We start from the raw sequence: 24,651 nt of genomic DNA on the forward strand, positions 1-24,651 counted from the left end.
CTCGGGCCCCCCTTTCAGAGGCGAATTGGTCAGATCGACACTGTCCGGGGTGGTCCCAACGCCGATTGCCAGAGTCGTGAGAACTCCGTCGCCCACGGCCAGGCTCTCGGCAGGTGCAGGATCAGTTTCCTAGCCCGGTGAGCAATCCGGGCCGGGACGCTGATGATCCGTGTTCGCAGCGTCTGGGCGCGCACCTTGCCCATCCGTCCACCAACGACTCCGGCAGCAGCCCGCAGCAGGTTGTGCGTGATCGCTGCGACTGCGAGCCAAGCGGCGTTGGCGTTGAACACCCCGGAGGGCATATGCGCCAGGGCACCATTCTTCAGCTCCGCATTGATCTGCTCGATGATCGCGTGTCTGCGATGGATGTGATCAGCAGCGACAGTGTCGAAACGATCCTGATCGACGGTGGTGAAGAACGCGTGGTACCGGAACAAGTTGAACAACGGGTCTTGCCCGGCAGCCCGTTTTGTTTCGTTGAGTTCCGGGATGCGTCTCACCACCAGACGCCCCGTCGTTTGCAGTGCCTTCTTCTTTGAGGTGAACGCGGTGAATGGGATCTCAGCGACTTCGGCCTTCGAAATCCATGCCCCGGAATCTTCGTCGTAGATCGCTTCGGGGTATTCGATGCCAGTCCAGGAGTCATCGCTGATCATTCCGATCGCTGCTTTGACCCTTTTGTCCATGCGTACCGTGATCGACACATGAGCCCCGCCGTCGTGGGCGGCTTTGACGACGCCTGATGAGTAGTATGCCGAATCAGCGCGCACCAACACCGAAGTGCCAGAGTTGATCCGGGTTGTGGTGGCCAGAGCGTCGGAGACGAATTTGTCAGCACCCCGGGCTGAGGAGGTTGAGCCTTTGCGCAGGCGTTGACCGACGATGATTTGGCCGGAACTGGCAGTCGATGCGGTCGCCAATAGTGCGTTGAGCCCGCGACTACCTTGGTAGCCGAACCCGGCTCCCTGCTTCGACGCGGAGTGAACGTCGATGACGGTGTCGTCGACATCGACGAAGATCATTGACGCCTGTGCACTGTCCTGGTTCGTGGGCAGCAGCGGTGTGTGCGCGTTGAGGTTGGTCAGGAAGCGGGAGGAGATGGCGTCGAGTTGTCTGACGTGGCCGAAGGCGAACGAGCGGAGGAACGAGCCCAGTGTCGAAGGGGCGTAAACGCGGTCGAAGAGGTGTTTCATGCCGCCGTGGCGGACGATGTTCATGTCATCGATCGAGTCGGCCCCGGCAGCCATTCCTGCGACCAGGGTGGCCAGTTTCGGTGCTGGGTTCGCGCCTTTGTCCGCCCCGGTTGTGGTCACGGTCAGACGGTCTTCGGCGAGGGCTGGCAGGCCTGCCTTCTGGGCCAGTGCCATGATCGGGACCAGCCCGGTGGTTGCGGTGAGGTTCTCATCGTCGAAGGAATGGGACGCAGACGCGGGTGTGTGGTTGAATAGCACCTGAGAGGTGCCCCTTTCTGGGCGGGATTGGTTGACTTAGAACATCATCATTTTCCCATTTCAGAGGGGGCATTTCCATTTCATGCGCGGCTTGATCCGGATACTCGCATCGGTGGATCAAGGTTTAGAGACTGGCGCTGGGATAACAACACTCACGCTTAGCAAGCTTTGTGAAGCTCTCAATGCTAAGCCTGTACTACAAGAACACGCGAGTTAGCCCGGTGGTGCCGGTCTGGGCCAAGAATTGACCTATAACTGGGTCCCGAAAAGGCCCGCTCATCCTTGTTTCTACTATTACTTCCTTTTGTACGGATCGGCTATTCGATCTGCTATAACAAGGGTTTCCTTGTTGGAGGCTGGTTAGATTCTGATGCCGTCTAGGGCGTCACCATCATGGGTATTCATCGCAGCTGGGTGGAATCTCACGATGAGTACTGCGAAGCCTTCGACGTTAACCCCACATCAGCTACGGCTGATGTGGGGCCATTTTCTACCATTTGTACTGCCAAGAAGACGGTGTCGCGCTAAGCACGCTGCCTGTACAGGCGCTCAACCTCCGAAGAGTGGCGGTTTCACTACTTTCCTTCACTAACCACCTTCGCCGCCACGTAGGCCATTGGGCTAACTATCAACCCCATAACAGCCAGTGTGACTACCAGCCAGCCTACGGTGGAATACCAGGTCTCGGCCGACGCGACGTTGCTCCAGAGCGTGCCTAAACCATCAGGGATACCAAGGAAGTTCATCGCGCCAACACCCAGCGAGCCGATAGCCACGAACCCAGCTCCTACCAACAGCGCAGCCAACACAGTCCAGAGGGCGAACCGCTTCGTGTTGTTAATTCGGTCAGTATCTTTGCGGATTGATTCTTCGATTTTTTGTCGTTCCTGGCTAACCTTACCCAGCTCTTTTGTCAACAATGCGCGCTCCCGCTGGAGTCGCTCGACCGCTCGGTTTACCGTGCCGTCGATGCTCTCCTGGACACGCGCGAACGACTGGTTAACCAAGGGCCCAAGCTCAGATTTCAGGCTCATCGATATTTGCTTGGACAATCCTTGAGAGACGTTCTTGGTGCTGGCGGCGGAGAGTTTCACGGGGTGCTCCGCGACCTCCAGTGTCGCTTTGTACATCAGCGCCAAATCTGCCAGCGTGCCCTGCACCGACCGTAACGCCGGGCCCATCGATGAGATCATCGTCACCAGCGACGAGATCGTCTCCGCGACCGCTCTCTGCGCCGTGTCGTACTCCTCCGTCCCCACCGTCGTCTGGCTGAGCTGCCGCAGCCGCTCGGCGAGCTGCTGCTGCTGCTCGGACAAGTGCGTCAGTCCCACCACCGAGACCTCGACCTCGGTGACCCTCTCGGCCAGCTGCTCCGCCGCCTCCATCGCTGACGAGAGCTTCTGCTTCTGGCTGACCCGGTCGTCGGTCAGTTTTTCCAGAGCCTCCATCACCGGGTCCAACTCCGGGTTGAGGTACTGCTCGATGAGAGTCTCCATGTGTGTTTCCTGTGACATCGTCCTTCTCCTCTGTATCTCGATCTGATGTGATGCGCGCGAGAGCGTCTCTCCGCGCCTGTCGTGCTATCCGTGCGGCGTGTGCCGCCTGCGCCTCTGCGATCCGATCGCCGAGGCCGGTCATCGTGTAGGTCTCACCCAATTTCGACCCGGCCGTGGCGGCTTTTCGGGTGCGGCCCCGAGAGGTCGCGTAGGTGGCGACCTCGCCGTCGTCATCGACAAGGGCGAGGGTGACGGCAGAGCCCCCCTCAACGCGGATCGAGACTCCGTGGTCAGCGGCGATCTGCTGCGCCGCCGTCCAGCCAGCTTCGGGGTCACTGGCCCCCGTGACACGCGGATCGGCTAGGACCTCATCGACGCGGGCGCGGAGATAATGCCGCCACGTGTCCGGGCCGATCTCGTGCAGTGCCAGGCCCGACGAGTCGATATTCCGTCCCTCCCGCGCAGCCGTGCGCTCAGCCTGGGACAGGCTCACCTCCGATTGGCTCAGAACACGCATGTGCCAGTCACGCATTAAGCGGTCGTTTTCGAAAGCGACTGCGTGCCAGTTGCCCGCCTGCTTCGACGTGGCTTTACCAGTCGCCAGGTCATGATTGAGCACGATGATGTGGTTGTGCACGCACCCAGATTTCGAGTCAGTGTGCGTCGCCACGACCACCGGGGAGCCCGGGGCCAGCCGCGTGGCCAGCTCCCTGCCCATCGCCTGTGCGCGCTCGATGTCAGCAGGGTCCTGGGCGTCCAGCTCATCCACAGCCCAGCTCTGGACGATGGTCACCGCCTGATTCGACCGCTGCGTGTGCGGCCTCAGCATCTCCTGTCCCTCATCGACCCACGCCAGCGCGGCCCACGGGTCGTCGCGCGCCTCGCCGACGCCCACCATGCTCAGACCGGCAGCGCGGATCACGCCGTCCCGGGCACCGCTGGCGGTGCCATACACGGCGTAGACCACCGCGCCGCGCACGTCCTGAGACCTATCCACCGTCGTGACAGACACGGGCGCTCACCTCCCCGCTCAGCTCATCGAGCTGGGCCTCGATCTCGGCCATCTGCTGCGACAGCACCGACGCGTCTGCGCCTGCACCGCGCTGGTGCAGCGCCCGCACCGACTGATTCACATTCACACCGATGCGGCGTACCTCCAACCGCAGGGCGCGCAACTCGGCCACCAGTCCGGGCGGGGGAGCCGTAGCCCGCTCCCGCCACCCCGGCGGTAGCCGGTCTGACAGCGTGTGGACGCCACCCCTGATCACCTCCGCTGGCGTGATCCCCAGCTGCCGGGCGACAGCCTCGACCACCCCCCACGCGGCCGCGTCGAGGCGGATCGTCAGTCGCTTCGCTACCTCACCTTTTAACTTCATCTTCGCCTTCTTCCATCGTCGTTACAGATAGTGGACCGAACCGCTGACGCGCTCCGATCCATGCCGGGGTTTCTCTGACACGCTCCGAGCGATCCCGTCTCCCAGACACTTCGTGATCTGTGAGCGCTGGGATCGTCGGAGACGGCAGCGAAACCCCGGTGCCAGCATCACCCTGAGCACCTCCGGTGCTCTCGGCGCTGGCGCGCCGACCGGGTGGCTGGCCGGGGGCGCGCTGCGCCCCCTGGACCCCCTAGCCCCAGTCCGAGGCCGGGGCCGGGGCCTCGGACTGCACTGACGCGTCCTCTACCGGTGAGTCAGCGGCTTCCTCCGAGCTGCCCTGCTCCTCAGCCTCAGCCTCAGCCTCAGGCACGACCTCAGTCTCAGCCGTCTCCTCAGCCTCTTCGAGACCGGCCTCCACGAGGAGATCTCGCAGCGGGCGGTCACGGAAACCGTGCCACCGCGAGCGCGGCGACGTGGCCGCAGCTTCGAGGACTTCACCGAGCGCGACGAGCACCGCCTGGCGCTCCTCGTCCTCGCGGCGCTGAGCGTCTGCGAGCGCCTGCTGCTGATCGCGCAAGCGCTTGACGGCAGCGTTGACCTTCTGCTTCGTTGCCATGATTAAAGCTCCATTCCGTAGTCGGTAGTCTTCGTCGGTCGCGGCGGTGTGGGGGCCGTCCGCTGGCTTCCCCTACCGCCCTTGTCGGAGCGGTCACTGCCCTTGTCGAGCGCCAGGCGCAGATCTTCGATGGCCGTAGATCTGCCCTCTGCCGGTCCTCCCGGACCCGCTGCCGCTACCGCCTCAGCGTCCTCAGCTCCACGCCGAGCGCGGTCGGCGAGCGCCTCCCAGTCCACGCTGAGCACGCCAGCTGTAGGGGCATCGAGGCCCCGCGAGGCGAGGCCGGCCTCGTGGGCCGAGACCAGCTCAGCGATGCGCGTCCTGGCCGCCTCCACCCGCCGGTCATCACCGGGGATGAGGCCCCGATCCGCCGCCGCGAGAGCGCTGAGATCGCGCTCCCACAGAGTGATCTCATCCCCGACCGCCCTCCGGCTGGTGGCGTGGACAGACCCCTCGGCGATCTCGGCGAGGGGACCTCCGAGGCAATCCAGGCGAGCGCAGATAGCACGCGTGGTGGCGGGCTTGAATTTCTGCATGCGCACCGCAGCCTTCGCAGCGTCGATCTGACGCCGCGTCTTGACATCCCACCGAGACTCGTAATCCGCCTGGGCCTTCTCACGATCGCACAGTGCTTTTTTCTCGGCGCGCCGCTGCTCCGTGCGGCGCTGCTCATCATCCAGCGCAGCCTGCCGCTGGGCCTGCGCCTCCTGCTCTTGTGCAGCCGCCAACGAAGCCATCATCAGCGCTGCGAGGACGGTAAAAATATCGTGGCCGAATCCATCGGACATGTCCTGCTCCATTCTGTGAATTGAAAAATTGATTGGTCTTTTGAGGTACTCACGGGGCCAGCGGTGGCGGCCGCGCGAGCGTGTCGGCAGCCATCATTTGCACCCTGCCCAGGTCTCGGCTGGGCCGGCCGCCTCGGCCAGGACGGGCACGACGACGCCGCCCGCGCACGGCAGGGTCACCGACTCGAATGTGGCGACCACAGCGGCCTGTATCTCCTCTGCCCGGTCACCCGGGACAGAGAGCACCACCTCGTCGTGGACGAAGATGCGGACCATCGCACTCACCTCGTCGGGCAGTGAGAGGACTCCCGTCAGGAAGGCGTCGCGGGCCGTGGCCTGGCCATAGCCCGCCGGAGCCTGTGTCCATGCGCGGTCACGCGGGACAGCGACACGACGGCCGTAGCCAGAGGTGACGTAACCGCCCGACTCAGCCCCGGCCCGGAGACGGGCCTTAAAAGCCGCCAGGCCCGGGTACGCGCGGTCGTAGTCAGTGAGGATCTGCCGAGCTTCACCCTCGGATACACCGAGAGCTGCTGACAGCTTCGCTGCCCCCACCCCGTAGTTCATGGAGTGGTTCACGATCTTGGCGTCAGCCCTGCGCCCAGGGTCGCCGAAAAGCCTTGCCGCCGTCTCGGAGTGCAGATCGACCCCCGGCTGGAAAAGCGCAGCGTACGCGGCGTCTCCGCTACCCGCCGCCATACACCGAGCGTCGATGCCGGATAGGTCCACGGCGACCATCACGTCGCCCTCATCCGGCACGATCATCGCCCGTTGAGCGATGAGCCGGTCCGATCTACTGCCAAAAATGGTCATGCCGGGCGAGGTCGTGGACAGCCGACCTGTCGCCTGGGAGGGCTGGATCGCGGGGTAGACGCGGTCGTCGGACCGCAGACACTTTTTCACCGTCGCGGCCGGAGACGACGCCTGTAGGAGGGTCGTCATTTTCTCAGCCAGCTCCGCCAGCGCGGCGCTCTCTGGATGCTCCGCTGCTACGGCCGCAAAAGCCTCGCCAGAGGCACTCACCGAGCCTTTGGCAGTGAGAGGGAGCTCTGCACCGGCATGGTGGACATATCGAGCCAGAGCGGCCTTACCCTCAGCGCTAGCCCACGGCGCTTTCCCCTCGTCAGGGATGCCGACCGTCTCCACCAGCCAGGTGCGGATCTCACCCCGCACCAGGTCTTCGTCGGCGAGGCGACGCTCGACCTCGACGCGGTCTACACGCACACCGTGTGATTCCACCTGGGCCAGCGCGTGCGCCACCTGGTGCTCGTAGGTGACGTACTCCTCGCCGACCACGTCCACGGCCCGGGGCAGGAGAGCCGCGTACACCGCCGCCGTGGCGCGCACGTCCTGCGTGGCGTAGGCGCGGTAGTCCTCGTCGTCGACGGGGATCCGGTCGTATCCGCCGTGGTCACGGGCCAGCTTTTTCAGGGCGCTCTCGCCAGCCGAGAGTATTTTCCCGTCGACACCCTGCCGGGTAGCTACGGCGTCGAGGCCGTAGCGCAGCCCCGGTCGCGGCGGCTCAGCCAACCGAGCCAGGACCAGAGTGTCGCGGACACGGCCCTGCGCCACCAGGGCGTCCACGTCCAGGCCGTAGTGTCGCGCCAGCGCGGGCAGGTCGTAGGCCACAATGTTGTGGCCTACGACCGTCTCAGCCCGCTCGATGAGACCGACGAGCTCACGAATATCCGTCGTCGCCACCGGATCGGCACCGTCGATGCTGTACGCCGCGAGACGGACCCAGCCCGGGTCAGAGGCAGTGTGGAGATCATCCGCCGACCCGGTCTCCAGGTCGAAGACAAGGGTGCCGATAGGCGCAGAGGGGTCACCGGGGCCCGGAGTCGGAGCGGACGGCGGGGGAGTGCCATCGCCACCGTTGCCAGGACCGCCTGTTACGTCGACCCGATACTTTTTGACGTGAGCCTGCGTCCCAGCGCTCCGGACCACATATCCGCCCAGGTGCCGGTCCTGCATCCGGGTCAGAGCCCGGCCTAACCGTCTAGCGGTGGCATCACCGAGGCTCTGGATCGTCGATGGCAGCGGCACGTAGCCGGAGTACGTCGCGACAGCCTCTTCGAGATCGAAAGCGATAAATTCGCTGCCGCCCGTCACCTCGACTACCCACGCGAGGAAAGCGAGATCTTCCTGCTCAGAGACATTCCCTGCGGCTCGCCGCTCAGCCACACCCTCCATGAGGTCAGGTAGACCGGCATGCTCCAAGACGCCCCCGACGACGTGAAACCACCCCTCAAAACTGCCGACGGGTGCAGAAGACGTCGGCGCAGGTCGCCCGGCGACGACCCACGACTGGACGAGGGTGAATACGGCTTCCAGCAGCTCTCGCCGGCGACTACGTACCCAACCCCGCAGGTCAGCGTGCTTGAATCCCGTCCGGGCCTCGGGATCGGACAGGGGGGACTCCAGCTCAACCGCGATGGTCCGCCTAGACAGGTCCCCGGACACCGAGACGTTATTGCCCATCGCCCACACGCAGGCGAGGTTTTTCGACCGCAAATCCTCGGACTCACCCAGGCGACGGCCGCCGAACACCTCGCTCGTCAGGAATGCCGACAACGTCGGAGAGTCCAGCCCAGCGCTCGCTTCGTCCCAGGTCAGCTGCGTGCGGCCAGCTAGGAGAGCGGAGACGAGGACCTTCTGCACCTCCGTCTCTGAGTCCGGTAGCCGCTGCACGGAGACGCACTCGCCCGTGGCGATGAGAGACATATTGTCGGCAAGCAGGTTTTTTCCGGACCCTCGCGTATTAGCCGTCACGACGATCATGGGGGACGTCCCATACATGAGGCGCGTCACCGTTGTCAGGAGCATCCCCAGGGCCCTAGTTCGGTCAGCGGCGGTCTTGAAGGGGAAGTCGACCAGCATCTCCTCCAGCAGGTTCAGCGCAGCCGTGACATCATCAGGCGACGGGCTCTCTGGCACCGAGAAGCCGACCAGCTCACGAGACAGGTCCAGATACACTCCACTGCCAGCGTCGTAGCCGGGATCGGACACGATCCGACCGCCTCCACTTACTACCGGGGACGCGAAAATGCCGTCGATTCGCGGGTAAGGCGCGACACGGGGAGGGGACAGGAGCATGTCCGCCTCAGACCCGGACAGGAATCGCTCGCGCGAGGCCCGTTCCGTTTCATGCACGACGGCAGCTGCCTGAGACCCCAGATCCTGCATCAGAGCCCGGCTTACCGGGGCGAGGGTGCGTCGGCCCTCCATCTCCACCAGAGACACCAGAGACGACCCCTGGCGGAAAAGCGACCGGCCACCCAGGCTGGTGTGCAGCGCGCCCCCGACGACCGAGAGAATTTCCTGAGGTGGCGCGTCAGCGGACACCCGTGGCCGGTCATCGTCCAGGTCTTCACCCTCGGGTTTCTTCTTCTTGGGGGGCATCTTCAGCGAGGGCTTGTCTCCAGCCTGCCGGACCCACAGGTCCAGCAACTCAGCCCGTCTTTCGGCGTCTACCGATGCCAAGACGTCGTCAACGCCCTGCGTCCCGTGACCGGGGATTGAGATGTACCGCACAGGCGACGCGCCCCACTGGCGGCAGTGAGCGCCAAGTGCAGAGGCCCCGTCGTAGACCGCACGGTTACGAGCAGCATCTGCGTCAGGAAGAATGTATGTCGACAGGCCCGTGACCAGGCTAAATGCAGGGGAAGGCCCGTCCTCGCCGCCCATCCAGCTCTGGATGCCGGGCACACCATAGACCGCAGTGGTGCTGTCGGTGCACGACAGCACCGCCATTGACTGCTTCGTCCCCTCGACAATGAGAACCCGCTTCGTCTCGTCGGTGACAGCCCGACGCTCGATCAGAGACGGGACGATCGCACCACTGCTCTTCGACGGGCAGATGTACTTCAGTGTGCGGCCGTCCACCGCCACGGTCCCCGTCCGAGGCTTCACCTGCCAGGTCATCCCGCGACCAGCCTCAGTCATGGGGATCACCAGCGCAGGCAGGGCGCCGTCCCGGTCACCGACCCACCGCAGCGGCTCCGGCAGGTCGTCGCGCTCGTACGCGGTGTATGCGCCACACGCGTCGATCACCGCGTCGGAAATGGCAGAGGCGCGTAGCTCGGTCAGGTGCTCAGGCGAGAGTCTGTCAAGTGTAGGGCCTTGACCAACGGGACAGGTGGCCTTAGGCTGGAGGGAAGTAGCGGACCCCTGATCAATACCCTCACCCTGGCCGGTGGGGGTTTTTTCGTCGCTCATCGCACGACACCCCCGACCGGTGCGGCGGGGTTATGGGGGTTTCCGGGGTTACTTTGAGCCCCTCTACTCAGATACACGAAAAAACAGAAGTGTTCCCCCCTGAAAGCTTCTCTTTTTTCGTGTTTTGCTAGCGCGGGGGTATAAGTAACCCCTGTAACCCCCGAGAGGGCAGAAAGTAGCTGTGACCTGCGGTTTTGCCCGTTTCGGGTCTCGGAAACCGCCATTTCATAGGCGTGACCTGCGGAAACGTGGTTCATTACCGCTCACCCCTGACCATGCGGGCGCTGCGGTAGGCGAGCAGGTCACTCAGCCGGTACGTGATGCGATCGCCGACACGGGCGTACGCCGGGCCAGTGCCCTGGCTGCGCCAGTTTGCGAGAGTTTTAGGGCTGAGCCCCAGGACGGCTCCTGCCTCAGATGGGCGGAGCGACGCGTCAATAGTGTGTGGAGAGCCCACTGGAAAGAACCTCTTTCGCGACATGCTGAATCAGCATGGCGAGCCGCGCAGTCGATGCACTTAGCCGAGTTCTTATCCGGTCTCAGGGGTGCTGATCCGTAGATCGACAGTCCAGCCGGGGCTTGTACCTACCCTACCGATCCCGCTAGGTCCCGTCAATGCCCGGAGTGTCCCGTAGTAGGGGCGGCCACAGCGTATCTACGATCCCAGCGTCTACGCGGACGGTGTCCTCGATGGTCATCGCGTGGTCCTCCCCGTCGTAGACGTATCCCCACACGCCCACACGCCCCCGCCCTGGGGCGTCGGTCATCACTTCGTGATCGAAGCGGGACCGCCACGCGGCGGTCATCCCTTTCAGGGCCTCCCTGAGCACCTGTCGCTGCCGCAGGAGAGATCGGTCTCCGTCCTCCCTGATCTGAGCATCCGCCTGACTCTCCAGCTCGCGGGCGAGGGAGATGTCCCGCTTCATGGCCTGGGCGAGGGAGATGTCCAGGATCTCGTACTCGTCGGGGCTGCTCTCGCCGCCGACGACGCCTAGATCCACCAGCTCCGCTATAACCGCGTCGCGGCGCGACTGGGCCTCTTCTGTCCACCATTCTGACCAGGGGTTCCGTTCCATAACCCCGAGCTTATCCCCGATTCGAACCTATGACAATAGTGTCGCTATAATATGGGTTATGACACCTAAAACAGCAGCTAAAACACGATTAGCCCCTGGAGAATCCTCTGTCGACCGCGTCGCAGACGCTCTGGAGGGGCGGGGGCCTTTCCAGAGCGATGTCTCCGTCAGACTCTGGGACGGACGGCTGAAACGCATCAAAATCAGGGCCGCAACCCGAGGCGAATTCCGACGAAAAGGGCACATGAAATGTGGTGATGCCCTCGCAGCGGGCTCGTCGACATGGTCGAAATCTGACAAAATCGTCGATTTCATCGACTCTGTATCAACGCCTGTCCTCCAGTCCGCGCGACTACGTGAAAACTCCCTCCGCCGATATGTCACAGCCCTGGCGCAAATAAAATCTGCGCTCTCCGGCCTCCCCATCGGCGACGCCGTGAGATTCAGGACACTGGAGCATGCGCTCCAGGACATCGCCGCACGCCACGGCTCTGAGAGCGGTCGCCAGGCCCGCACCGTACTTTCGAAATACGTGCTTGACCAGCTCCTCCGGGAGGGGCTGGTCGAGCACAATCCCCTGCGTGGAGTGTCTATCGACCTCGGGACCGTCAGTAAGAGCAAGAAACCCGCTTCTCATGCGCTCACCGACACCGACTACGACCGGGTCGTCAATCACCTCATCACCCGGGACACAGACAGACCGCTACCACCGGGGACCGACCGCCGGGGGTCGTCGCTAGCCCGACATGAGCGAGCCGTCGCGTTGGCGCTGCTCCAAGCGGGCACTGGCCTGCGGATCACCGAGGCTCTGGCGCTGACCCGGGCCGACCTCTCCGAGTCTGGGGGTCGCCTGGCGGTGCCCGTGTCTGCCGACGTGAGCAAAACCCACCGGTCGCGCACGGTCCCGATTCTTGACGCGCGGGTCGAGGCCTGGCACCGAGCTCGGCTCGACACGCTCCCGGCAGCGGCATCCACGCCGATCATCTCTGCACCGGGAGACCTCGCCAGTCCGTGGCGGACCGACAATGCGGTGAAGACATCAAAAGCTCTATACCTCAGCGTAGGTGCCGACCTGGGTAGCGAGGCTATCTCAGCCATGCGGTCGCACGCCTGGCGGACTGTCTTGAACAACCGAGCGATTGCCCGGGGTGTCGGCCCGGACGTCCGGGCGGCCTTCTTTGGGCACGACCCGGCCATGAATGCTGCCTCCTATACCGACTTGACCGACATCGAGGGTATGACCCGTGCTCTCCGGACCGAGTAAAAATGTCGCTTTAGATGTCGCTTAAGAACCGGGATTCTGCGGGATTCTGCGGGAATCAACGGGAACTAGCTGGTTGTATAACCGCAGTTCAGTGGTGATAATACCCAGGTGGCACGTACAGCCCCCTCATAACCCAGAGGTCGCAGGTTCGAATCCTGTCCCCGCTACCAACTTCTTCTGATGAGAACCCCCTCCTGGCCAGGAATGGCCGGGAGGGGGTTTCTTCTATTCCTGGATGCTGAAGTATTGAACCGCCCGGGGTTTCCCAGGGCATCCAGCTCCGCCCCTACTGCGTGAGAATCACCAGCGTGACCGTCGCAGCTTCGCGGGCGACAAGGCTGTGCTTTCGCCGCGGCTCAATGTGCAGGGCGCGGCCGGGGGTCAAGTTCTCGGTCACCGCGCGGCCGTCGCCGGCATCCACGGTGACGGAGACGTCTCCGGTCTGCCCGAGGATGAGGATCGGGGCGGGGGCCTGGTGGTCGGCCATCTCGTCGCCGGGACGGAAGGAGAGGCGGACCACGGTGGCACCTTCGAGACGCTCGATCACCTTGAGGTTGGGAACGGCCCTCCTCGGGGAGGAATCGTGGGCGGTGGGATACGGGTCGGCGAGGCCAGTGAGCAGCGTCCAGGGAGCGGTGTGAGGGTCAGACATGAGGTTCCTTTCGGGAGTCCATTCTCGGGCGGGTCCCAGCGCTCACTGACACTAACGTGGCCGGTGCGATCGCCAAGGCGGGGGTCCAGGTTTAAATACTGAAAATCCAGTAAGTAAACTGAACTCTAACACCGCGCCTGAAAGGTCCACCAGTGCGGACAACACCGTCAGCGCGGGTCGCACAAAGCCGGGAAAGAGTGCAGCATCGGGCGCTCCCAGATCCCCGCATATGTGACATAGGAAACACTTCCCGGCCAGGGCTAGACAGTAAGGCGAGGCTATCCTAAACTGATTCGCGGTGGCGGGATGCGGTCCACATCCTCCAGTTCACCAGGGTTGAAGCGGGTTGATTCCGTGTGTCACCGGTATCGCCCCGTCGTGGTCACAGGCGGCGGGGAAGGAAAAAGTGCGTGCGCCGTTTCGGCTGATTTTCACGGTCTGGCAATGGCCCGGGGTCGGTAGTCCGCCCCGGGCCTTTGCTCTGCGTTCGGAAAGCTCAGGACGCGCCGAGCACCGCGCACACCTCGTCGTGAAGCAGCGAATTGGTCGCCAGCGCGTCTCCACCGTGCGGGCCATCCTCGCCCGCCAGGGACGTGAACCGGCCGCCCGCCTCCGTGACCAGCACGCTCAGCGCGGCGAGGTCCCACAGGGACACCTCGGGCTCTGCGGCAATGTCAACCGCGCCCTCGGCCACCAGGCAGTAGGAGAAGAAGTCCCCGTATCCGCGCAGTCGCCAGGTGCGTTCGGTGAGGTCGAGGAAATTCTCCCGCAGCCCGCGCTCAGACCAGCCGCCGAGGGAGGAGAAGGAGACCGAGGCGTCATCCAGCTGGCCGACGGTGGAGACCGACAGTCGCTTGGGGGAGCCGCCGTGCACCGTGCGCCATGCGCCCGAGTCCTTGGCCGCCCACCAGCGTCGGCCCAGGGCGGGAGCGGAAACGACGCCGACAACGGGCACGCCGTCGTCGAGCAGCGAGATCAACGTCGCCCACACGGGCACACCGCGCACGTAGTTCTTGGTGCCGTCGATGGGGTCGATGACCCATTGGCGGCCCTCGAATGTCACGTCGCCGCCGAATTCCTCTCCGAGGACATCGTCTGCTGGGCGGGCGGTCTCGATGAGCGAGCGGATCTGTTTCTCGGTGGCCAGATCCGCTTCGGACACGGGGGTCATGTCGGGTTTGGTGTCCACCTCGAGGTCGGAGGCCTCGAATCGCTCGGCGGTGATGGCGTCGGCTGCCTCTGCCAGCTCGAGGGCGAGGGCAAGGTCATCTACATAGGTGCTCATGCTGGCCTATCCTATGGCTTTCAGCGTGTCGGCGACCTCGGCCACGGCCTGCGGGTTTCCAGCCACGCACCAGACCACCCCGCCGGCCTCGACCTTGATGCACGTGCCGCCGACGCCTTCTACCAGTGCCTTTCCTGGCAGCCAGTCCCAGTCGGCGACGGTGTGTTGCATCCACACTCCCAGTTCTCCGGCCGCCACTCCGGCGAGGTCGACGGAGCCGGCGCCGAACATGCGCAGGGTGGCGAAACCGGTGACCACGGACTGCCAGGCACCACGAACCTGGTCATCGTCGAGCCAGTGCGGGTGGAGATAGGTTCCCAGGCTGAGGTGGCTGGACGGGGCGTCGACAAGCTCCGCCAAGCTGGTGCCGTCGATGGTGGTGGGAAGTTCCGGGCCGCCGCACCAGGTGTAACCCATGGCCGGGCGGTGGACGGCACCGAGAATCAGACGTTCGGGATCGGACGGCTCGCCCTCGACGAGTGCTAGCGCGCTGCACCAGTAGTCCGAACCGGAGGTGAAGTTATAGGTGCCGTCCACGGGGTCGATGACCCAGGTACGGCCGCTTTTCGACGCCCGTTGCGCCCCTTCCTCCCCCAGGACCCCGTCCTCCGGCCGCAGCGCGTCGAGGACACCGGCGACGAACTGTTCGGCCGCCCGGTCGGCGTCGGTGACGACATCCGAGATGGAGGTCTTGAAGTCGGTCGATACCCCGCTTTCGCGCATTCGCCAGGCCAGGCGCCCGGCGTTGAACACCAGGGCCTTGGCCAGCTGCTCGTCACTGTCACCGTGGTGGGCATCGGCGAAGGTGGCAGTGAGGGCGTCCACCATGTCGGACAGGGAGATGTCGGATTCTTTAGAGCTCATGGCCTTCATTGTGCCCGTTAGGAGCCGATGGTGCCTCGGGTAGCATGTGCAACCATGCGACCGGAGACTAGTGCACGAATCGACGAACTCGATACCACCCTCACCACCATTGAGAAGGTGCTGGATCTGGACGAGCTCGCCGACCGCGTCCGGGAACTTGAGCAGCAGGCGTCCGATCCCTCGCTGTGGGACGATCCCGATCACGCGCAGCAGGTCACCAGCGAGCTCTCCACCGTGCAGTCCCGCATTCGCCGGGTCACCGGCCTGCGCGAGCGCCTCACCGACCTGCCGGTCATGTACGAACTCGCCGAGGAGGAGGGTGACGCCTCGGTGGCCGACGATGAGCTCGCGGAGCTGGGGGAGGCCATTGACTCCCTCGAGGTCACCACCATGCTCTCCGGCGACTACGACCAGCGTGAGGCGGTGATCAACATCCGCTCCGGAGCGGGCGGGGTCGACGCTGCGGACTGGGCCGAGATGCTCATGCGCATGTACACCCGCTGGGCGGAGAAGAACGGCCACAAGGTCGATGTCTACGACATCTCCTACGCCGAGGAGGCGGGCATCAAGTCCGCCACCTTCGTCGTGCACGGCGAGTACATGTACGGCCAGCTCTCCGTCGAGCAGGGTGCGCACCGGCTGGTGCGGATCTCCCCCTTCGACAACCAGGGCCGGCGTCAGACCTCCTTTGCCGAGGTCGAGGTGCTGCCCGTGGTGGAGAAGACCGACCACATCGAGATCCCGGACAACGACATCCGCGTCGACGTCTACCGCTCCTCCGGCCCCGGCGGGCAGTCCGTCAACACCACCGACTCCGCAGTGCGCATCACCCACCTGCCTACCGGCGTGGTGGTGACCTGCCAGAACGAGAAGTCGCAGATTCAGAACAAGGCCTCGGCTCTCAACGTGCTCCAGGCCAAGCTTCTGGAGCGCAAGCGCATCGAGGAGCGTGCGGAGATGGACGCCCTCGGTGCCGGCGGCAACGCCTCCTGGGGCAACCAGATGCGTTCCTACGTCCTGCACCCGTACCAGATGGTCAAGGATCTGCGGAACAACTATGAGGTCAACGACCCCACCAAGGTCCTCGACGGCGGCATCGACGGATTCCTCGAGGCCGGAATCCGCTGGCGAATGGCGCAGCAGCAGGAGGCGGAGGGAGCACAGTGATCATCTTCGACAATGTCACCAAGGCCTACCCGGGCACGGAGAAGCCCGCGCTCGACGGCGTGAACCTGGAGGTCGCCCCGGGTGAGTTCGTCTTCTTCATTGGCCCGTCTGGATCCGGAAAGTCGACGTTGTTCAACCTGCTCATCAGAGAGGAAAATGTCACTTCCGGAAACGTGCATTTCGACGGCCTCCACGTCAACACCCTGAAGGACCGGGAGGTCTCCGAGCTACGACAGCGCATCGGTTACGTCTTCCAGGACTTCCGGCTGCTTCCGCTCCTGAGTGTCCACGACAACGTGGCGTTCGCTCTCGAGGTCATCGGCAAGTCAAAGGCAGAGATCGCCCACGCCGTACCGGAAGCGTTGGAGATGGTCGGCCTGGCTGCCAAGGGCACCCGCAGGCCACGCGAACTTTCCGGAGGCGAACAGCAGCGTGTGGCCATCGCCCGCGCACTGGTGAACAAACCCCGGGCGGTGCTTGCCGATGAACCCACCGGCAACCTCGACCCCGAGACCGCGGACGAAATCATGGGCCTGTTCACCGAGATCCATTCGACAGGCACCACCGTGCTCATGTCCACCCACAACTCCCGAACCGTGGACTCGCTGCGTCACCGGGTGCTGGAGATGCGTGACGGTAAGTTCGTCCGCGACGACGACCACGGCATGTACCACTCAGCCGAGACCGGGGAGGCACTGTGAATCTGGCCTACATCTTCCGCGAAGGCTTCCGAGGCCTGCGCCGGAACCTCACCATGTCCATCGCGTTGATCATCACCACGGCGATCACGTTGGCGTTGCTGGGCACGGCGGTGCTTATCGGCCAGATGACCGAGGACACCAAGCAGATCTACCTCGACCGCGTAGAGGTGATGGTGCAGTTCGACGAGGCCATCTCCGCCGGTGACAGTGACTGTTCCTCCGCCGAGTGTTCCTCGGTCCGCTCCGAGCTCGAGGCTTCGGATGACGTCGAGTCAGTGCGTTTCCGCTCCCGCGAGGAATCCTATGAGAGGTTCGTGGAGATCTTCCGCGAGTCCGACCCGACGCTCGTGCAGGAGACCACACCGGACGCCCTGCCGGCCGCTCTGCATGTCCGGCTGGCCGAGCCCACCGACATCTCGCCCCTGGATCCGATCGCGCAGATGCCGGGTGTGGTTCGTGTGGTCGATCAGACCGACGATGTCAGCGCCGCCACTGACAACCTTGATTCCCTCCGCAATGCCGCTGCCATTCTGGCGTTGGTTCAGCTCATTGCCGCCGTCTTCCTCGTGTCCAACATGGTTCTTCTCTCCGCGCACTCGCGCCGGGTGGAGACCAGCATCATGCGAATCGTCGGCGCTAATCGACGCATGTCGCAGGGCCCTTTCGTTGTCGAGGCCGTGCTTGCCACTGCGCTGGGTGCAGCTCTGGGCATCCTCGGAATGGTGGTGGGCAACCGGTTCGTCGTCATGCCGGCACTGTCCGGGCTCTACGATTCCGGTCTGTTGGCTCGGGTGTCGAATGCTGATGTCTGGCAGGTCATGCCGCTGCTCGGACTCGGGGGAGTGATTCTGGCCGGTGTGATCGCCTGGGCCACGCTGCGGCTGTACGTGCGAAAGTAGACGGATGATCAGATGGGATCTGGGTCTCTCGCTGGGCCCCGAGGGTGTCGGCACCGCGGTGCGGGTCGAAACTGCGCATCTCATCGGAGTCTTTCCCACTGCCGCCCGGGCCGTCAGCGCAGCATCCGGGGCAGCACCGGGAGGTGCGCCGGAACACATCATCCTCGTGTATCCCCAGTCCATGAGTTCAGACGAACTGGGCGAGCAGCTGGGTGAGTGCGCCATTGCCGGTGTGAAGGCGCCTGTGGCGACGCGAGATACGGAGGTTCTCGCAGCGATGGCAGGTAGGCGAGCCCTGCTCATCGATTCCGACGCGGGTCTCCTCGCCTCTTCTGCGGGCCCTGTTGTGGACTTCTCCCCGGAAGTTCTCGCCGACTGGTTCGCGGAGGATCCCTTCGGCCACTCGGTCTATCTCACGGGGGAGCCCGCCTCCCGGGACAGTTATGTTGTTGCCGCGAGAGACTTTCCTCCCACCCTGGTGGAACGGCCGGCCCTGGCGGCGCTCGCCTTGACGCTCATGCCGGTTGAGCTGTCGACGAAGCGCCGTCGGTGGTGGTCTCTCCGGTAGCCCTTCCGGAGGCGATTTCCCGGCGGATACCTGGGCCCGGGAGTCGACACGGTGCAATGGGCGGCGCCCGCCCTCCGGTGGGTTTGGGGCTTAGCCCACCCTGGCAGGTAGGATGACCTCTCATTATGGGCAAGAAAAAGAAGAAGCAGGGCAGCAATGTCATTGCGACGAATCGAAAAGCCCGCCATGACTACGCCATTTTGGACACGTACGAGGCGGGAATCGTCCTCGTCGGCACCGAAATCAAGTCTCTGCGAGACGGCAAGGCGTCCCTCGTGGAGGCGTTCGCCACCATCGACAATGGCGAAGTGTGGCTACGTAACCTGCACATTCCCGAATACTCCATGGGTTCCTGGACGAACCACTCGCCGCGGCGTACCCGCAAGTTGCTCCTGCATCGCCGCGAGATTGACACGATCTTCGGCAAGGTGCGCGACGGCAACCGAACCCTCGTCCCACTGAGCCTCTACCTCAAGGATGGCCGCGTGAAGGTCGAGCTCGGCCTGGCGCAGGGTAAGCAGGACTACGACAAACGCCAGTCCATCAAGAAGCGCACCGAGGAGCGCGAGGTCGTGCGCGAGATGGGCCGCAAAATCAAGGGCATCAACGCATGAGGCTGACTCCGCCATCGGCATTGACCTGTGGCGTAGCGGCCCACGCGGCGGCGAGGTTGAGCCGGTTGTAGGAGTGGGTGCCTTCGTCCAGCGGGTAGCCGGAGTCAATGGCGCTGAGGTGCATGATCGCCTTGCGCTGCTCCCAGGTCAGCTCCGGGAAGCGTGTCTGCAACAGCACCTCTGAATAGGAGGGGACGTCCATGGGCTGGCCGGCCGGGCCAATCTGGTCGAAGCCGTAGGTCATGCGCTCGGTGTAGACGTCCACGGCGTCCCGGGTCGACAGGTAGCCGCTGTCCTCGGCGATGCAGTCCGCCAGCGGCGCCCCACACCGCCACTCAAGCTCCGCGCGCAGTTCGGCCGATGCCTCGTTGAGTAGTGCCACAAACTCCGGGTCAGACATCCGGTCGATGGCTGCCGCAGTACCGGTCTGCCGGCCACCGATGACATCCAGCGGGTAGTGCACACCGAGCACCACACGGTTGTAGCCGACCTCAGATCCGCGCGCGAGCATCTGTGTTCCCAGCTCCGGCAGCATCGCGGCCATCATGGTGGACTTCCAGGTGGCCTGGTTGGTGTGACCGGAAGGAAAGGACGGCGAGGTGGAGTATTCGTCCTCGGCGCCATCACGGTGGAAACGCTGTATGCGTGCCGGGTCCACGACGAACGGACGGTCCTCACCGTAGAAATACTTCTCCGGGAACGTGGTGGATGCCAACCAGCCTCCGCGTCCGAGTGCCCCGGAGAGCAGCTGGGTTGTTTTGGGCAGGCGGTTTTCGGCGACGGCATCCCGGAAATGCTGGCCCAGGGTTTCACCCCACGCGTCGGACATGGTGAGCATGAGATCGTCGTGGTCGTCAGCGAGGGCACGTTCCACCAGTACAGGGTCATCGGCGGCGGCGTTGTTGATCTCCACCGTGAGGTCCAGGTTGCGGGCCATGACCTCGGGATGGTGCTGCCGTACGCCGTCGTAGGAGTTGATGGCGTCGAAGTAGAACGGGCCCTTGGCCGGTAAGTCGGAGGCGTAGACCCGGGCGATCTGATCCGGGGTAAACGGAGAGGGTGTCGGTGCATCCTCGTGCGCGACGGCCGCGGGCACCACCACCGGGTTTCCGGGAAGATGCGTATCGACGCCCTGCAATCCCGTTGCCGAGGACTGGGCGGTAGCGGTGACGGTGGCCGACAGCATCATGCCGGCGACGGTGAGAACGGTGGCGGTACGCAGGCGCATGTTGAGGTACTCCGTAGACAAGGGCAATGACATGTGGACTGTAGGTGCGCCTGATGAATCCCGGGTGAACTCCAGCGGGACACCTGATTATCCTTTGGCATATGGCGAACTACTGCGTGAAAGGAAACGATCTGCGCGCCCGTGAGACTCGCTACTGCACCGAGGTGTTGGTGGATCGAACCTGGCACCGGGGGAGCAGTGAGGATGAGCTCGGGCACGACGAACGGCTGAAATATGTGGCTTCGTCCACTGAGACCCGCAGGAAGTTCGACGAGTGTTTCCGGCGACACCGTGCAGAGCTGGAACGGGGTGGACGGGATGTCGATAAGCGCAAAGTACCGGCACAGGGGGTCCTGACGCTGCTCGATGCGGGGAAGGGCAGGGAAAGCGGCCGTTTGCGGATCCCGGCAGCACGATTGGAGAGGGCATGATTATCCGGCGCGTGGGGGAAAAGGACGTGGCCGAGCTCCAGCGGTTGGCGCGGAACACCTTCGTCGAGACCTTCCGGGGCGCGACCTCGGACGTGGACATGTACCGCTACCTCGACGACGCGTACTCGACAGAGACCCTGCTCAGCGAACTTCGCGATCCCGAATCCGAGGTGTTTTTCGCGGAGATCGAGGGGCGGCCGGAGGCGTACCTCAAGCTCAACGTCGGGTCGGCGCAAACGGAGAAGATGCCGGCCGATCACGCCGAGCTGCAACGCATCTACGTCTCCGCCAGCAGCAAAGGTCAGGGTCTGGGTAGGGCACTCATTGGGCACGCCAAGGAATGGGCGCTCGAGCGCGGCACAAGGACACTGTGGCTGGGGGCCTGGGAACATAACGAAGCAGCGCTGGATTTCTATCGACGACAGGGTTTCCACCGCATCGGCGAGCACACCTTCACCACGGGCGCGGAGGAGCAGCTCGACTGGATTCTCGCCCTCGACCTGCCTTGACGGCCACTTGCGTGGGAGCGTAGGATCAGCGCAACCTCGGGAAACCGGCATTATCCCGCCCGAGGGCAGTGTTTCACTGTACGGGGCTGATTATGGTTTCGACTTCGGACACTGAGCCAGGGGAAGCGTGCCGGTGAAGGCTGGAGGCCACCGCAAGCGCCGCAGCAAAAAAATAAGCGCAGAGAAGAACTCTCAGCGTGACTACGCCCTCGCTGCCTAAGTAGCGAGCTGCGTGTCTGTCGGACCAGGTTCGCCACTAACCTGGACCCCGGCATCGACTCAAGTGGCTTGCCTGTCGGCCGCGTCAGCGGGGCCGGCGGGGACTCTTACCGCTGACTGGGCTCATCATCCGGGACGGTGTCCGTCCAAGCCGGAGAGCCGAGTAGCGATCAATGCGGACTGCGCACGGAGAAGCCCTGGCAACGTGCCGGAGGACCCGGGTTCAATCCCCGGCAGCTCCACCAGAAAGACCCCTCACCTGCTAGAACAGGTGAGGGGTCTTTTCATGTTTAGGCGGGGAGCTCCTCCCGGTCGCGCCTGATGGCCGCGCGCTCGGCCATGTTGGATTCCTTCCAGTCCATGGCGCGTGCGTGAGCCTCTTCGCGCAGCGCGATGAGCTCGTCGATCGTGCGCAGTACCCGGTCAACGTCGGTGCCGGACTTCTCGGCGAACCCGGTGGCGATCTGGGCCTTGACCTCCTGCTCGGAGAGGTCATTCTCCGTCGCCAGGTGCTGGATGATGGGAAGCAGCGAGCTCCCGGAGATGGCCGAGGCACCCTGGATGTTGGTGTCGTCGTCGCGGATCTGCAGGTAGCGGGTGTAAAGCGTGTCGGTGCTCACGGGTTCGGGGCCTTTCGGTGGAGTCGTCGTGGTGTGGCCAATGCTAGGGCTCACCGGATCGTTGCTCCGGGAAAGCGGGTGTTGGCCCCCATGCCGCTAACGTGGGTGGGGTGACTGACTCTGCCTCGACCTCATCCGGATCCGCCACGCTGGGCATGCTCCTGCTCGCCGAACCCGTCTCGGCCGACGAGGTGCGGAAGTTCCTGGACGACGCGGGGTTCGAAGCCCGGCTCAGCGACGGCGGGGACGTGGTGCTCTCCGCCGTCGAGGGAGTCGAACTCATGATCTCGCCCGTGCCCCGTTCCCTGGGCGGCGACGGCGTGCTGGACAACATTCACCCGGTGCTGACCACGGACGAGGAGATGCAGGCCATCGGGATGCACTCGGCGCACCTCATCGTCGGGGCGCTCGGGTTCGGTGACGTCCGCGATGTCTACCGTGCGCATGCCCGCGCGCTTTCGGCGCTTGCGGGTCTGGAGCACGCCGTCGGCTACAGCATCGACGGCACGACCATGGGCGCGCAGGGGCTGCGTTCGGAGCTGGCGAACTCTCCGGAATCGCCGGTCCAGCTCTGGGCGCCCGCCTGGGTGTGGGAGGGCGATGACGGTGTCACCGGTTACACGTACGGCCTGGCCGGTTTCGGCCTTCCGGAGCTGCAGCTGGTGGACGCGGAGGTCTCGACACCGGAGGCGTATCTGCTGCTTATCGACGCCTCCCGCCACCTCATCGCCGGGGGAGAACTCAAGTCGTTTTCGGGGGAGTCTGCGTCCTGGGTGGTGGATCCTTCGCGGAAGGCGTGGCGGCTTCGTCGATAAGCTGCGGTTGCATACGCCGGAGTTCCGCGCTAACCTGGGATGCGGTCACATCAACAAAACTTGAGGAGAAACCATGAACTTCCTGTCCAGCGTCGCCCTCCGCGCCATCCCCGGCGCTTTCATCCTCAATAGCGGCATCGGCAAGATCGGTATGCCCGCCGAGGCGTCGGCCGGCATCCAGCAGTTCGCCGCATCCGGCGTTCCCGCGGTGAAGCAGATTCCCTCCGAGAAGTTCGGCACCGTGCTCGGCTGGTCCGAGGCGGCCGTCGGCGGTGCGCTGCTCGCGCCCTTCGTCCCCAACGCCGTCGCCGGTGGCGCGCTGACCACCTTCGCGGCCGGTCTGCTGTCGCTGTACTTCGCCGATCCGGACAACCGCGAGGACGACGGCATCCGCCCGTCCGAGCAGGGTCTCTCCCTGGCCAAGGACTCCTGGCTGCTCGCCACCGGGCTGGCTCTCGCGGCCACCGCCCTCGACGGCAAGCGCAAGAAGAACCGGAAGAAGTAAGACCGTCTGGCCCGCGAACCGGCCGTGACCGCCGAGGTCACGGCCGGTTTTTTGATGGCTGCCAGTCTATTTCCAGGATGGCGCTTGCGGTTGCGGGTGGCTGACAGCTACGGTCTAGGTATAGATGCCCTAACTTAACTAAGGGTAATCTAACTTTCAGTTAGCTCATCGACCTTAAGGACTACTCCCCGTGAACATCCGTCGCCGCGCTCTCGCCGCCGTCGCCACCCTGACCGTGTCCGCGCTCGCTCTCTCGGCCTGCGCCACCGGTGAGGATTTCGAGGAGACGACGTCCTCCGCCTCCGCCAGTGCCACCAGCGCAGCGGGCGACGCCACCGGGACAGAGGCGGCCGGCGCGGAAACGGTCACCGTCGAGGACAACTACGGCACGCAGGAAGTTCCGGTCGATCCCTCGCCCCTGGTGGTCACGGACAACCGCTCCTTCGAGATCCTCTCCGACTGGGGCGTGAAGATCGATGCTGCTCCCAAGGCACTGGTTCCCTTCACCGTCACGGAGTACAAGGACAACCCCGACGTCATCGACATCGGAAACCACCGCGAGCCCGATCTCGAGGCGCTCACCGCGGTCCAGCCTGAGGTGGTCGTCAACGGCCAGCGGTTCTCCCAGCACTACGAGGCGATCGCCAAGCTCAACCCGGAAACCACCATGGTGGAGTTTGAGCCCCGCGAGGGTGAGCCGCTCGACGAGGAGCTCACCCGCCACGCCGAGGCCCTGGGGCAGATCTTCGACCACGAAGACGACGCCGACCAGCTCATCGCGGACTTCGAGGACGCGCTCCAGCGCGCCAAGGACGCCTACGATCCGGAGAAGAAGGTCATGGCGGTCAACGTCTCCGGCGGCGAGGTCGGCTACATCGCCCCCTCCGTCGGCCGCACCTTCGGGCCGCTGTTCGACCTCCTCGGACTCACCCCCGCACTCGAGATCGAGGGCGGGTCGGATGACCACCAGGGCGACGACATCTCCGTCGAGGCGATCGCCGCAGCGAATCCGGACATCATCATCGTGCTCGACCGCGACGCCGGTACGAGCGACCGCAACGAGCCGGGCTTCACCCCCGCCCAGACCGTCATCGGCGACAACGCCGCCCTGAAGAACACCGCCGCCATCGCCGACGGCAACGTCTACTACGCCCCGGAGGACACGTACACCAACGAGTCCATCATCACCTACACCGAGATCCTCAACGCCCTGGCTGACCAGTTCGAGGCGGCGAAGTAGGGATCACATCCCAGTTTGACCTCGCCCGGATCCCGGGCAACATGCACGG

The 24,651-nt window shown here is 64.4% G+C and carries 24 protein-coding genes, 1 other RNA gene and 1 pseudogene; 12 read left to right on the top strand and 14 right to left on the bottom strand.

Going from position 1 to position 24,651, the window contains the following annotated elements; translation table 11 throughout:
* Positions 1-29: 29 nt before the first annotated feature.
* From CDOO_RS03705 to CDOO_RS03735, 9 genes and pseudogenes are all read right to left on the bottom strand, one after another.
* Positions 30-1,451: an IS1380 family transposase gene (locus CDOO_RS03705; RefSeq protein ID WP_038573261.1), complete on the bottom strand. Its 1,422-nt coding sequence runs from the start codon at positions 1,449-1,451 to the stop codon at positions 30-32.
* A 575-nt stretch (positions 1,452-2,026) separates the two neighbouring features.
* Positions 2,027-2,947, bottom strand: a complete 921-nt coding sequence (locus tag CDOO_RS14255; protein WP_018022955.1) for a hypothetical protein — start codon at positions 2,945-2,947, stop codon at positions 2,027-2,029.
* A gap of 610 nt (positions 2,948-3,557) precedes the next feature.
* Positions 3,558-3,845 (bottom strand): annotated as a pseudogene (locus CDOO_RS14500) (relaxase/mobilization nuclease domain-containing protein); the annotation flags it as partial.
* A 91-nt stretch (positions 3,846-3,936) separates the two neighbouring features.
* Entirely contained in the window at positions 3,937-4,323 is a 387-nt protein-coding gene (locus tag CDOO_RS03715; protein WP_018022953.1) for a MobC family plasmid mobilization relaxosome protein, read from the bottom strand.
* 250 nt (positions 4,324-4,573) lie between these two features.
* Entirely contained in the window at positions 4,574-4,939 is a 366-nt protein-coding gene (locus tag CDOO_RS03720) for a hypothetical protein (RefSeq protein ID WP_018022952.1), read from the bottom strand.
* Positions 4,940-4,941: 2 nt separating this feature from the next.
* On the bottom strand, positions 4,942-5,667 hold the full coding sequence (locus CDOO_RS03725; protein ID WP_162138673.1) for a hypothetical protein: 726 nt from the start codon (positions 5,665-5,667) through the stop codon (positions 4,942-4,944).
* Positions 5,668-5,820: 153 nt separating this feature from the next.
* The gene (locus CDOO_RS03730; RefSeq protein WP_018022950.1) at positions 5,821-9,945 is read right to left on the bottom strand and encodes a DNA polymerase; all 4,125 of its coding nucleotides are present in this window, start codon (positions 9,943-9,945) and stop codon (positions 5,821-5,823) included.
* A 256-nt stretch (positions 9,946-10,201) separates the two neighbouring features.
* The gene (locus tag CDOO_RS14505) at positions 10,202-10,426 is read right to left on the bottom strand and encodes a helix-turn-helix transcriptional regulator (protein WP_081610400.1); all 225 of its coding nucleotides are present in this window, start codon (positions 10,424-10,426) and stop codon (positions 10,202-10,204) included.
* 121 nt (positions 10,427-10,547) lie between these two features.
* Positions 10,548-10,946, bottom strand: coding sequence for a hypothetical protein (locus CDOO_RS03735; protein WP_156111865.1), 399 nt, complete (start codon positions 10,944-10,946; stop codon positions 10,548-10,550).
* A gap of 133 nt (positions 10,947-11,079) precedes the next feature.
* Between CDOO_RS03735 and CDOO_RS13550 the strand changes: the two genes are divergently transcribed.
* Positions 11,080-12,285 (top strand): tyrosine-type recombinase/integrase, encoded by a 1,206-nt coding sequence (locus tag CDOO_RS13550; RefSeq protein ID WP_245616242.1) that lies wholly within the window; start codon positions 11,080-11,082, stop codon positions 12,283-12,285.
* A 286-nt stretch (positions 12,286-12,571) separates the two neighbouring features.
* Here CDOO_RS13550 and CDOO_RS03745 read toward each other — a convergent pair whose 3' ends face one another.
* From CDOO_RS03745 to CDOO_RS03755, 3 genes are all read right to left on the bottom strand, one after another.
* Positions 12,572-12,937, bottom strand: a complete 366-nt coding sequence (locus tag CDOO_RS03745) for a cupin domain-containing protein (protein WP_018022947.1) — start codon at positions 12,935-12,937, stop codon at positions 12,572-12,574.
* 496 nt (positions 12,938-13,433) lie between these two features.
* Positions 13,434-14,222 (bottom strand): histidinol-phosphatase, encoded by a 789-nt coding sequence (hisN, locus tag CDOO_RS03750; protein ID WP_018022946.1) that lies wholly within the window; start codon positions 14,220-14,222, stop codon positions 13,434-13,436.
* A 6-nt stretch (positions 14,223-14,228) separates the two neighbouring features.
* Entirely contained in the window at positions 14,229-15,095 is an 867-nt protein-coding gene (locus tag CDOO_RS03755) for an inositol monophosphatase family protein (protein WP_026159498.1), read from the bottom strand.
* Positions 15,096-15,140: 45 nt separating this feature from the next.
* Between CDOO_RS03755 and prfB the strand changes: the two genes are divergently transcribed.
* From prfB to smpB, 5 genes are all read left to right on the top strand, one after another.
* Complete coding sequence (gene prfB, locus CDOO_RS03760; RefSeq protein WP_018022944.1) at positions 15,141-16,253, top strand: peptide chain release factor 2; 1,113 nt, start codon at positions 15,141-15,143, stop codon at positions 16,251-16,253.
* On the top strand, positions 16,250-16,954 hold the full coding sequence (gene ftsE / locus CDOO_RS03765; protein ID WP_018022943.1) for a cell division ATP-binding protein FtsE: 705 nt from the start codon (positions 16,250-16,252) through the stop codon (positions 16,952-16,954). Before prfB ends, ftsE begins: the two co-directional genes overlap by 4 nt.
* Complete coding sequence (gene ftsX, locus CDOO_RS03770) at positions 16,951-17,853, top strand: permease-like cell division protein FtsX (RefSeq protein WP_018022942.1); 903 nt, start codon at positions 16,951-16,953, stop codon at positions 17,851-17,853. Before ftsE ends, ftsX begins: the two co-directional genes overlap by 4 nt.
* Before the next feature lie 4 nt (positions 17,854-17,857).
* Complete coding sequence (locus CDOO_RS03775; RefSeq protein ID WP_018022941.1) at positions 17,858-18,421, top strand: hypothetical protein; 564 nt, start codon at positions 17,858-17,860, stop codon at positions 18,419-18,421.
* A gap of 125 nt (positions 18,422-18,546) precedes the next feature.
* A complete protein-coding gene (smpB, locus tag CDOO_RS03780; protein ID WP_018022940.1) occupies positions 18,547-19,035 on the top strand; it encodes an SsrA-binding protein SmpB in 489 nt (162 codons plus the stop codon).
* Here the strand turns inward: smpB and CDOO_RS03785 are convergent.
* Entirely contained in the window at positions 19,025-20,296 is a 1,272-nt protein-coding gene (locus tag CDOO_RS03785) for an acid phosphatase (RefSeq protein WP_038573268.1), read from the bottom strand. The two genes, smpB and CDOO_RS03785, sit on opposite strands and share 11 nt — an antisense overlap.
* A 68-nt stretch (positions 20,297-20,364) precedes the next feature.
* Here CDOO_RS03785 and CDOO_RS13880 point away from each other — a divergent pair, with 68 nt between their 5' ends.
* The 3 genes from CDOO_RS13880 (at position 20,365) to ssrA (ending at position 21,667) form a co-directional block, all read left to right on the top strand.
* Positions 20,365-20,694: a DUF488 family protein, N3 subclade gene (locus CDOO_RS13880; protein ID WP_155861390.1), complete on the top strand. Its 330-nt coding sequence runs from the start codon at positions 20,365-20,367 to the stop codon at positions 20,692-20,694.
* A complete protein-coding gene (locus tag CDOO_RS03790; protein ID WP_018022938.1) occupies positions 20,691-21,203 on the top strand; it encodes a GNAT family N-acetyltransferase in 513 nt (170 codons plus the stop codon). Before CDOO_RS13880 ends, CDOO_RS03790 begins: the two co-directional genes overlap by 4 nt.
* An 82-nt stretch (positions 21,204-21,285) precedes the next feature.
* Positions 21,286-21,667, top strand: a transfer-messenger RNA (tmRNA) gene (gene ssrA / locus CDOO_RS13555).
* 45 nt (positions 21,668-21,712) lie between these two features.
* Here ssrA and CDOO_RS03795 read toward each other — a convergent pair.
* Entirely contained in the window at positions 21,713-22,042 is a 330-nt protein-coding gene (locus tag CDOO_RS03795) for a hypothetical protein (protein WP_018022937.1), read from the bottom strand.
* A 110-nt stretch (positions 22,043-22,152) separates the two neighbouring features.
* On the opposite strand from CDOO_RS03795, the gene CDOO_RS03800 reads away from it, so the two are divergent.
* The 3 genes from CDOO_RS03800 (at position 22,153) to CDOO_RS03810 (ending at position 24,602) form a co-directional block, all read left to right on the top strand.
* Positions 22,153-22,857, top strand: a complete 705-nt coding sequence (locus tag CDOO_RS03800) for a hypothetical protein (RefSeq protein WP_018022936.1) — start codon at positions 22,153-22,155, stop codon at positions 22,855-22,857.
* 73 nt (positions 22,858-22,930) lie between these two features.
* Positions 22,931-23,362: a hypothetical protein gene (locus tag CDOO_RS03805; RefSeq protein ID WP_018022935.1), complete on the top strand. Its 432-nt coding sequence runs from the start codon at positions 22,931-22,933 to the stop codon at positions 23,360-23,362.
* Positions 23,363-23,558: 196 nt separating this feature from the next.
* Positions 23,559-24,602, top strand: a complete 1,044-nt coding sequence (locus CDOO_RS03810; protein WP_038573626.1) for a siderophore ABC transporter substrate-binding protein — start codon at positions 23,559-23,561, stop codon at positions 24,600-24,602.
* Positions 24,603-24,651 lie beyond the last annotated feature (49 nt).

The sequence above is a fragment of the Corynebacterium doosanense CAU 212 = DSM 45436 genome (assembly GCF_000767055.1).
Lineage (GTDB): Bacteria > Actinomycetota > Actinomycetes > Mycobacteriales > Mycobacteriaceae > Corynebacterium > Corynebacterium doosanense.

Bases quoted from the DNA above. Each gene is read 5' to 3' on its own strand.
- CDOO_RS03755 (WP_026159498.1), bottom strand. From the start codon at position 15,095: ATGAAGGCCATGAGCTCTAAAGAATCCGACATCTCCCTGTCCGACATG.
- smpB (WP_018022940.1), top strand. From the start codon at position 18,547: ATGGGCAAGAAAAAGAAGAAGCAGGGCAGCAATGTCATTGCGACGAAT.
- CDOO_RS14255 (WP_018022955.1), bottom strand. From the start codon at position 2,947: ATGGAGACTCTCATCGAGCAGTACCTCAACCCGGAGTTGGACCCGGTG.
- CDOO_RS03720 (WP_018022952.1), bottom strand. From the start codon at position 4,939: ATGGCAACGAAGCAGAAGGTCAACGCTGCCGTCAAGCGCTTGCGCGAT.
- CDOO_RS13880 (WP_155861390.1), top strand. From the start codon at position 20,365: ATGGCGAACTACTGCGTGAAAGGAAACGATCTGCGCGCCCGTGAGACT.
- CDOO_RS03805 (WP_018022935.1), top strand. From the start codon at position 22,931: ATGAACTTCCTGTCCAGCGTCGCCCTCCGCGCCATCCCCGGCGCTTTC.
- CDOO_RS03715 (WP_018022953.1), bottom strand. From the start codon at position 4,323: ATGAAGTTAAAAGGTGAGGTAGCGAAGCGACTGACGATCCGCCTCGAC.
- prfB (WP_018022944.1), top strand. From the start codon at position 15,141: ATGCGACCGGAGACTAGTGCACGAATCGACGAACTCGATACCACCCTC.
- CDOO_RS03790 (WP_018022938.1), top strand. From the start codon at position 20,691: ATGATTATCCGGCGCGTGGGGGAAAAGGACGTGGCCGAGCTCCAGCGG.
- CDOO_RS03730 (WP_018022950.1), bottom strand. From the start codon at position 9,945: ATGAGCGACGAAAAAACCCCCACCGGCCAGGGTGAGGGTATTGATCAG.
- CDOO_RS03745 (WP_018022947.1), bottom strand. From the start codon at position 12,937: ATGTCTGACCCTCACACCGCTCCCTGGACGCTGCTCACTGGCCTCGCC.
- CDOO_RS03775 (WP_018022941.1), top strand. From the start codon at position 17,858: ATGATCAGATGGGATCTGGGTCTCTCGCTGGGCCCCGAGGGTGTCGGC.
- CDOO_RS14505 (WP_081610400.1), bottom strand. From the start codon at position 10,426: ATGTCGCGAAAGAGGTTCTTTCCAGTGGGCTCTCCACACACTATTGAC.
- hisN (WP_018022946.1), bottom strand. From the start codon at position 14,222: ATGAGCACCTATGTAGATGACCTTGCCCTCGCCCTCGAGCTGGCAGAG.
- CDOO_RS03785 (WP_038573268.1), bottom strand. From the start codon at position 20,296: ATGTCATTGCCCTTGTCTACGGAGTACCTCAACATGCGCCTGCGTACC.
- CDOO_RS13550 (WP_245616242.1), top strand. From the start codon at position 11,080: ATGACACCTAAAACAGCAGCTAAAACACGATTAGCCCCTGGAGAATCC.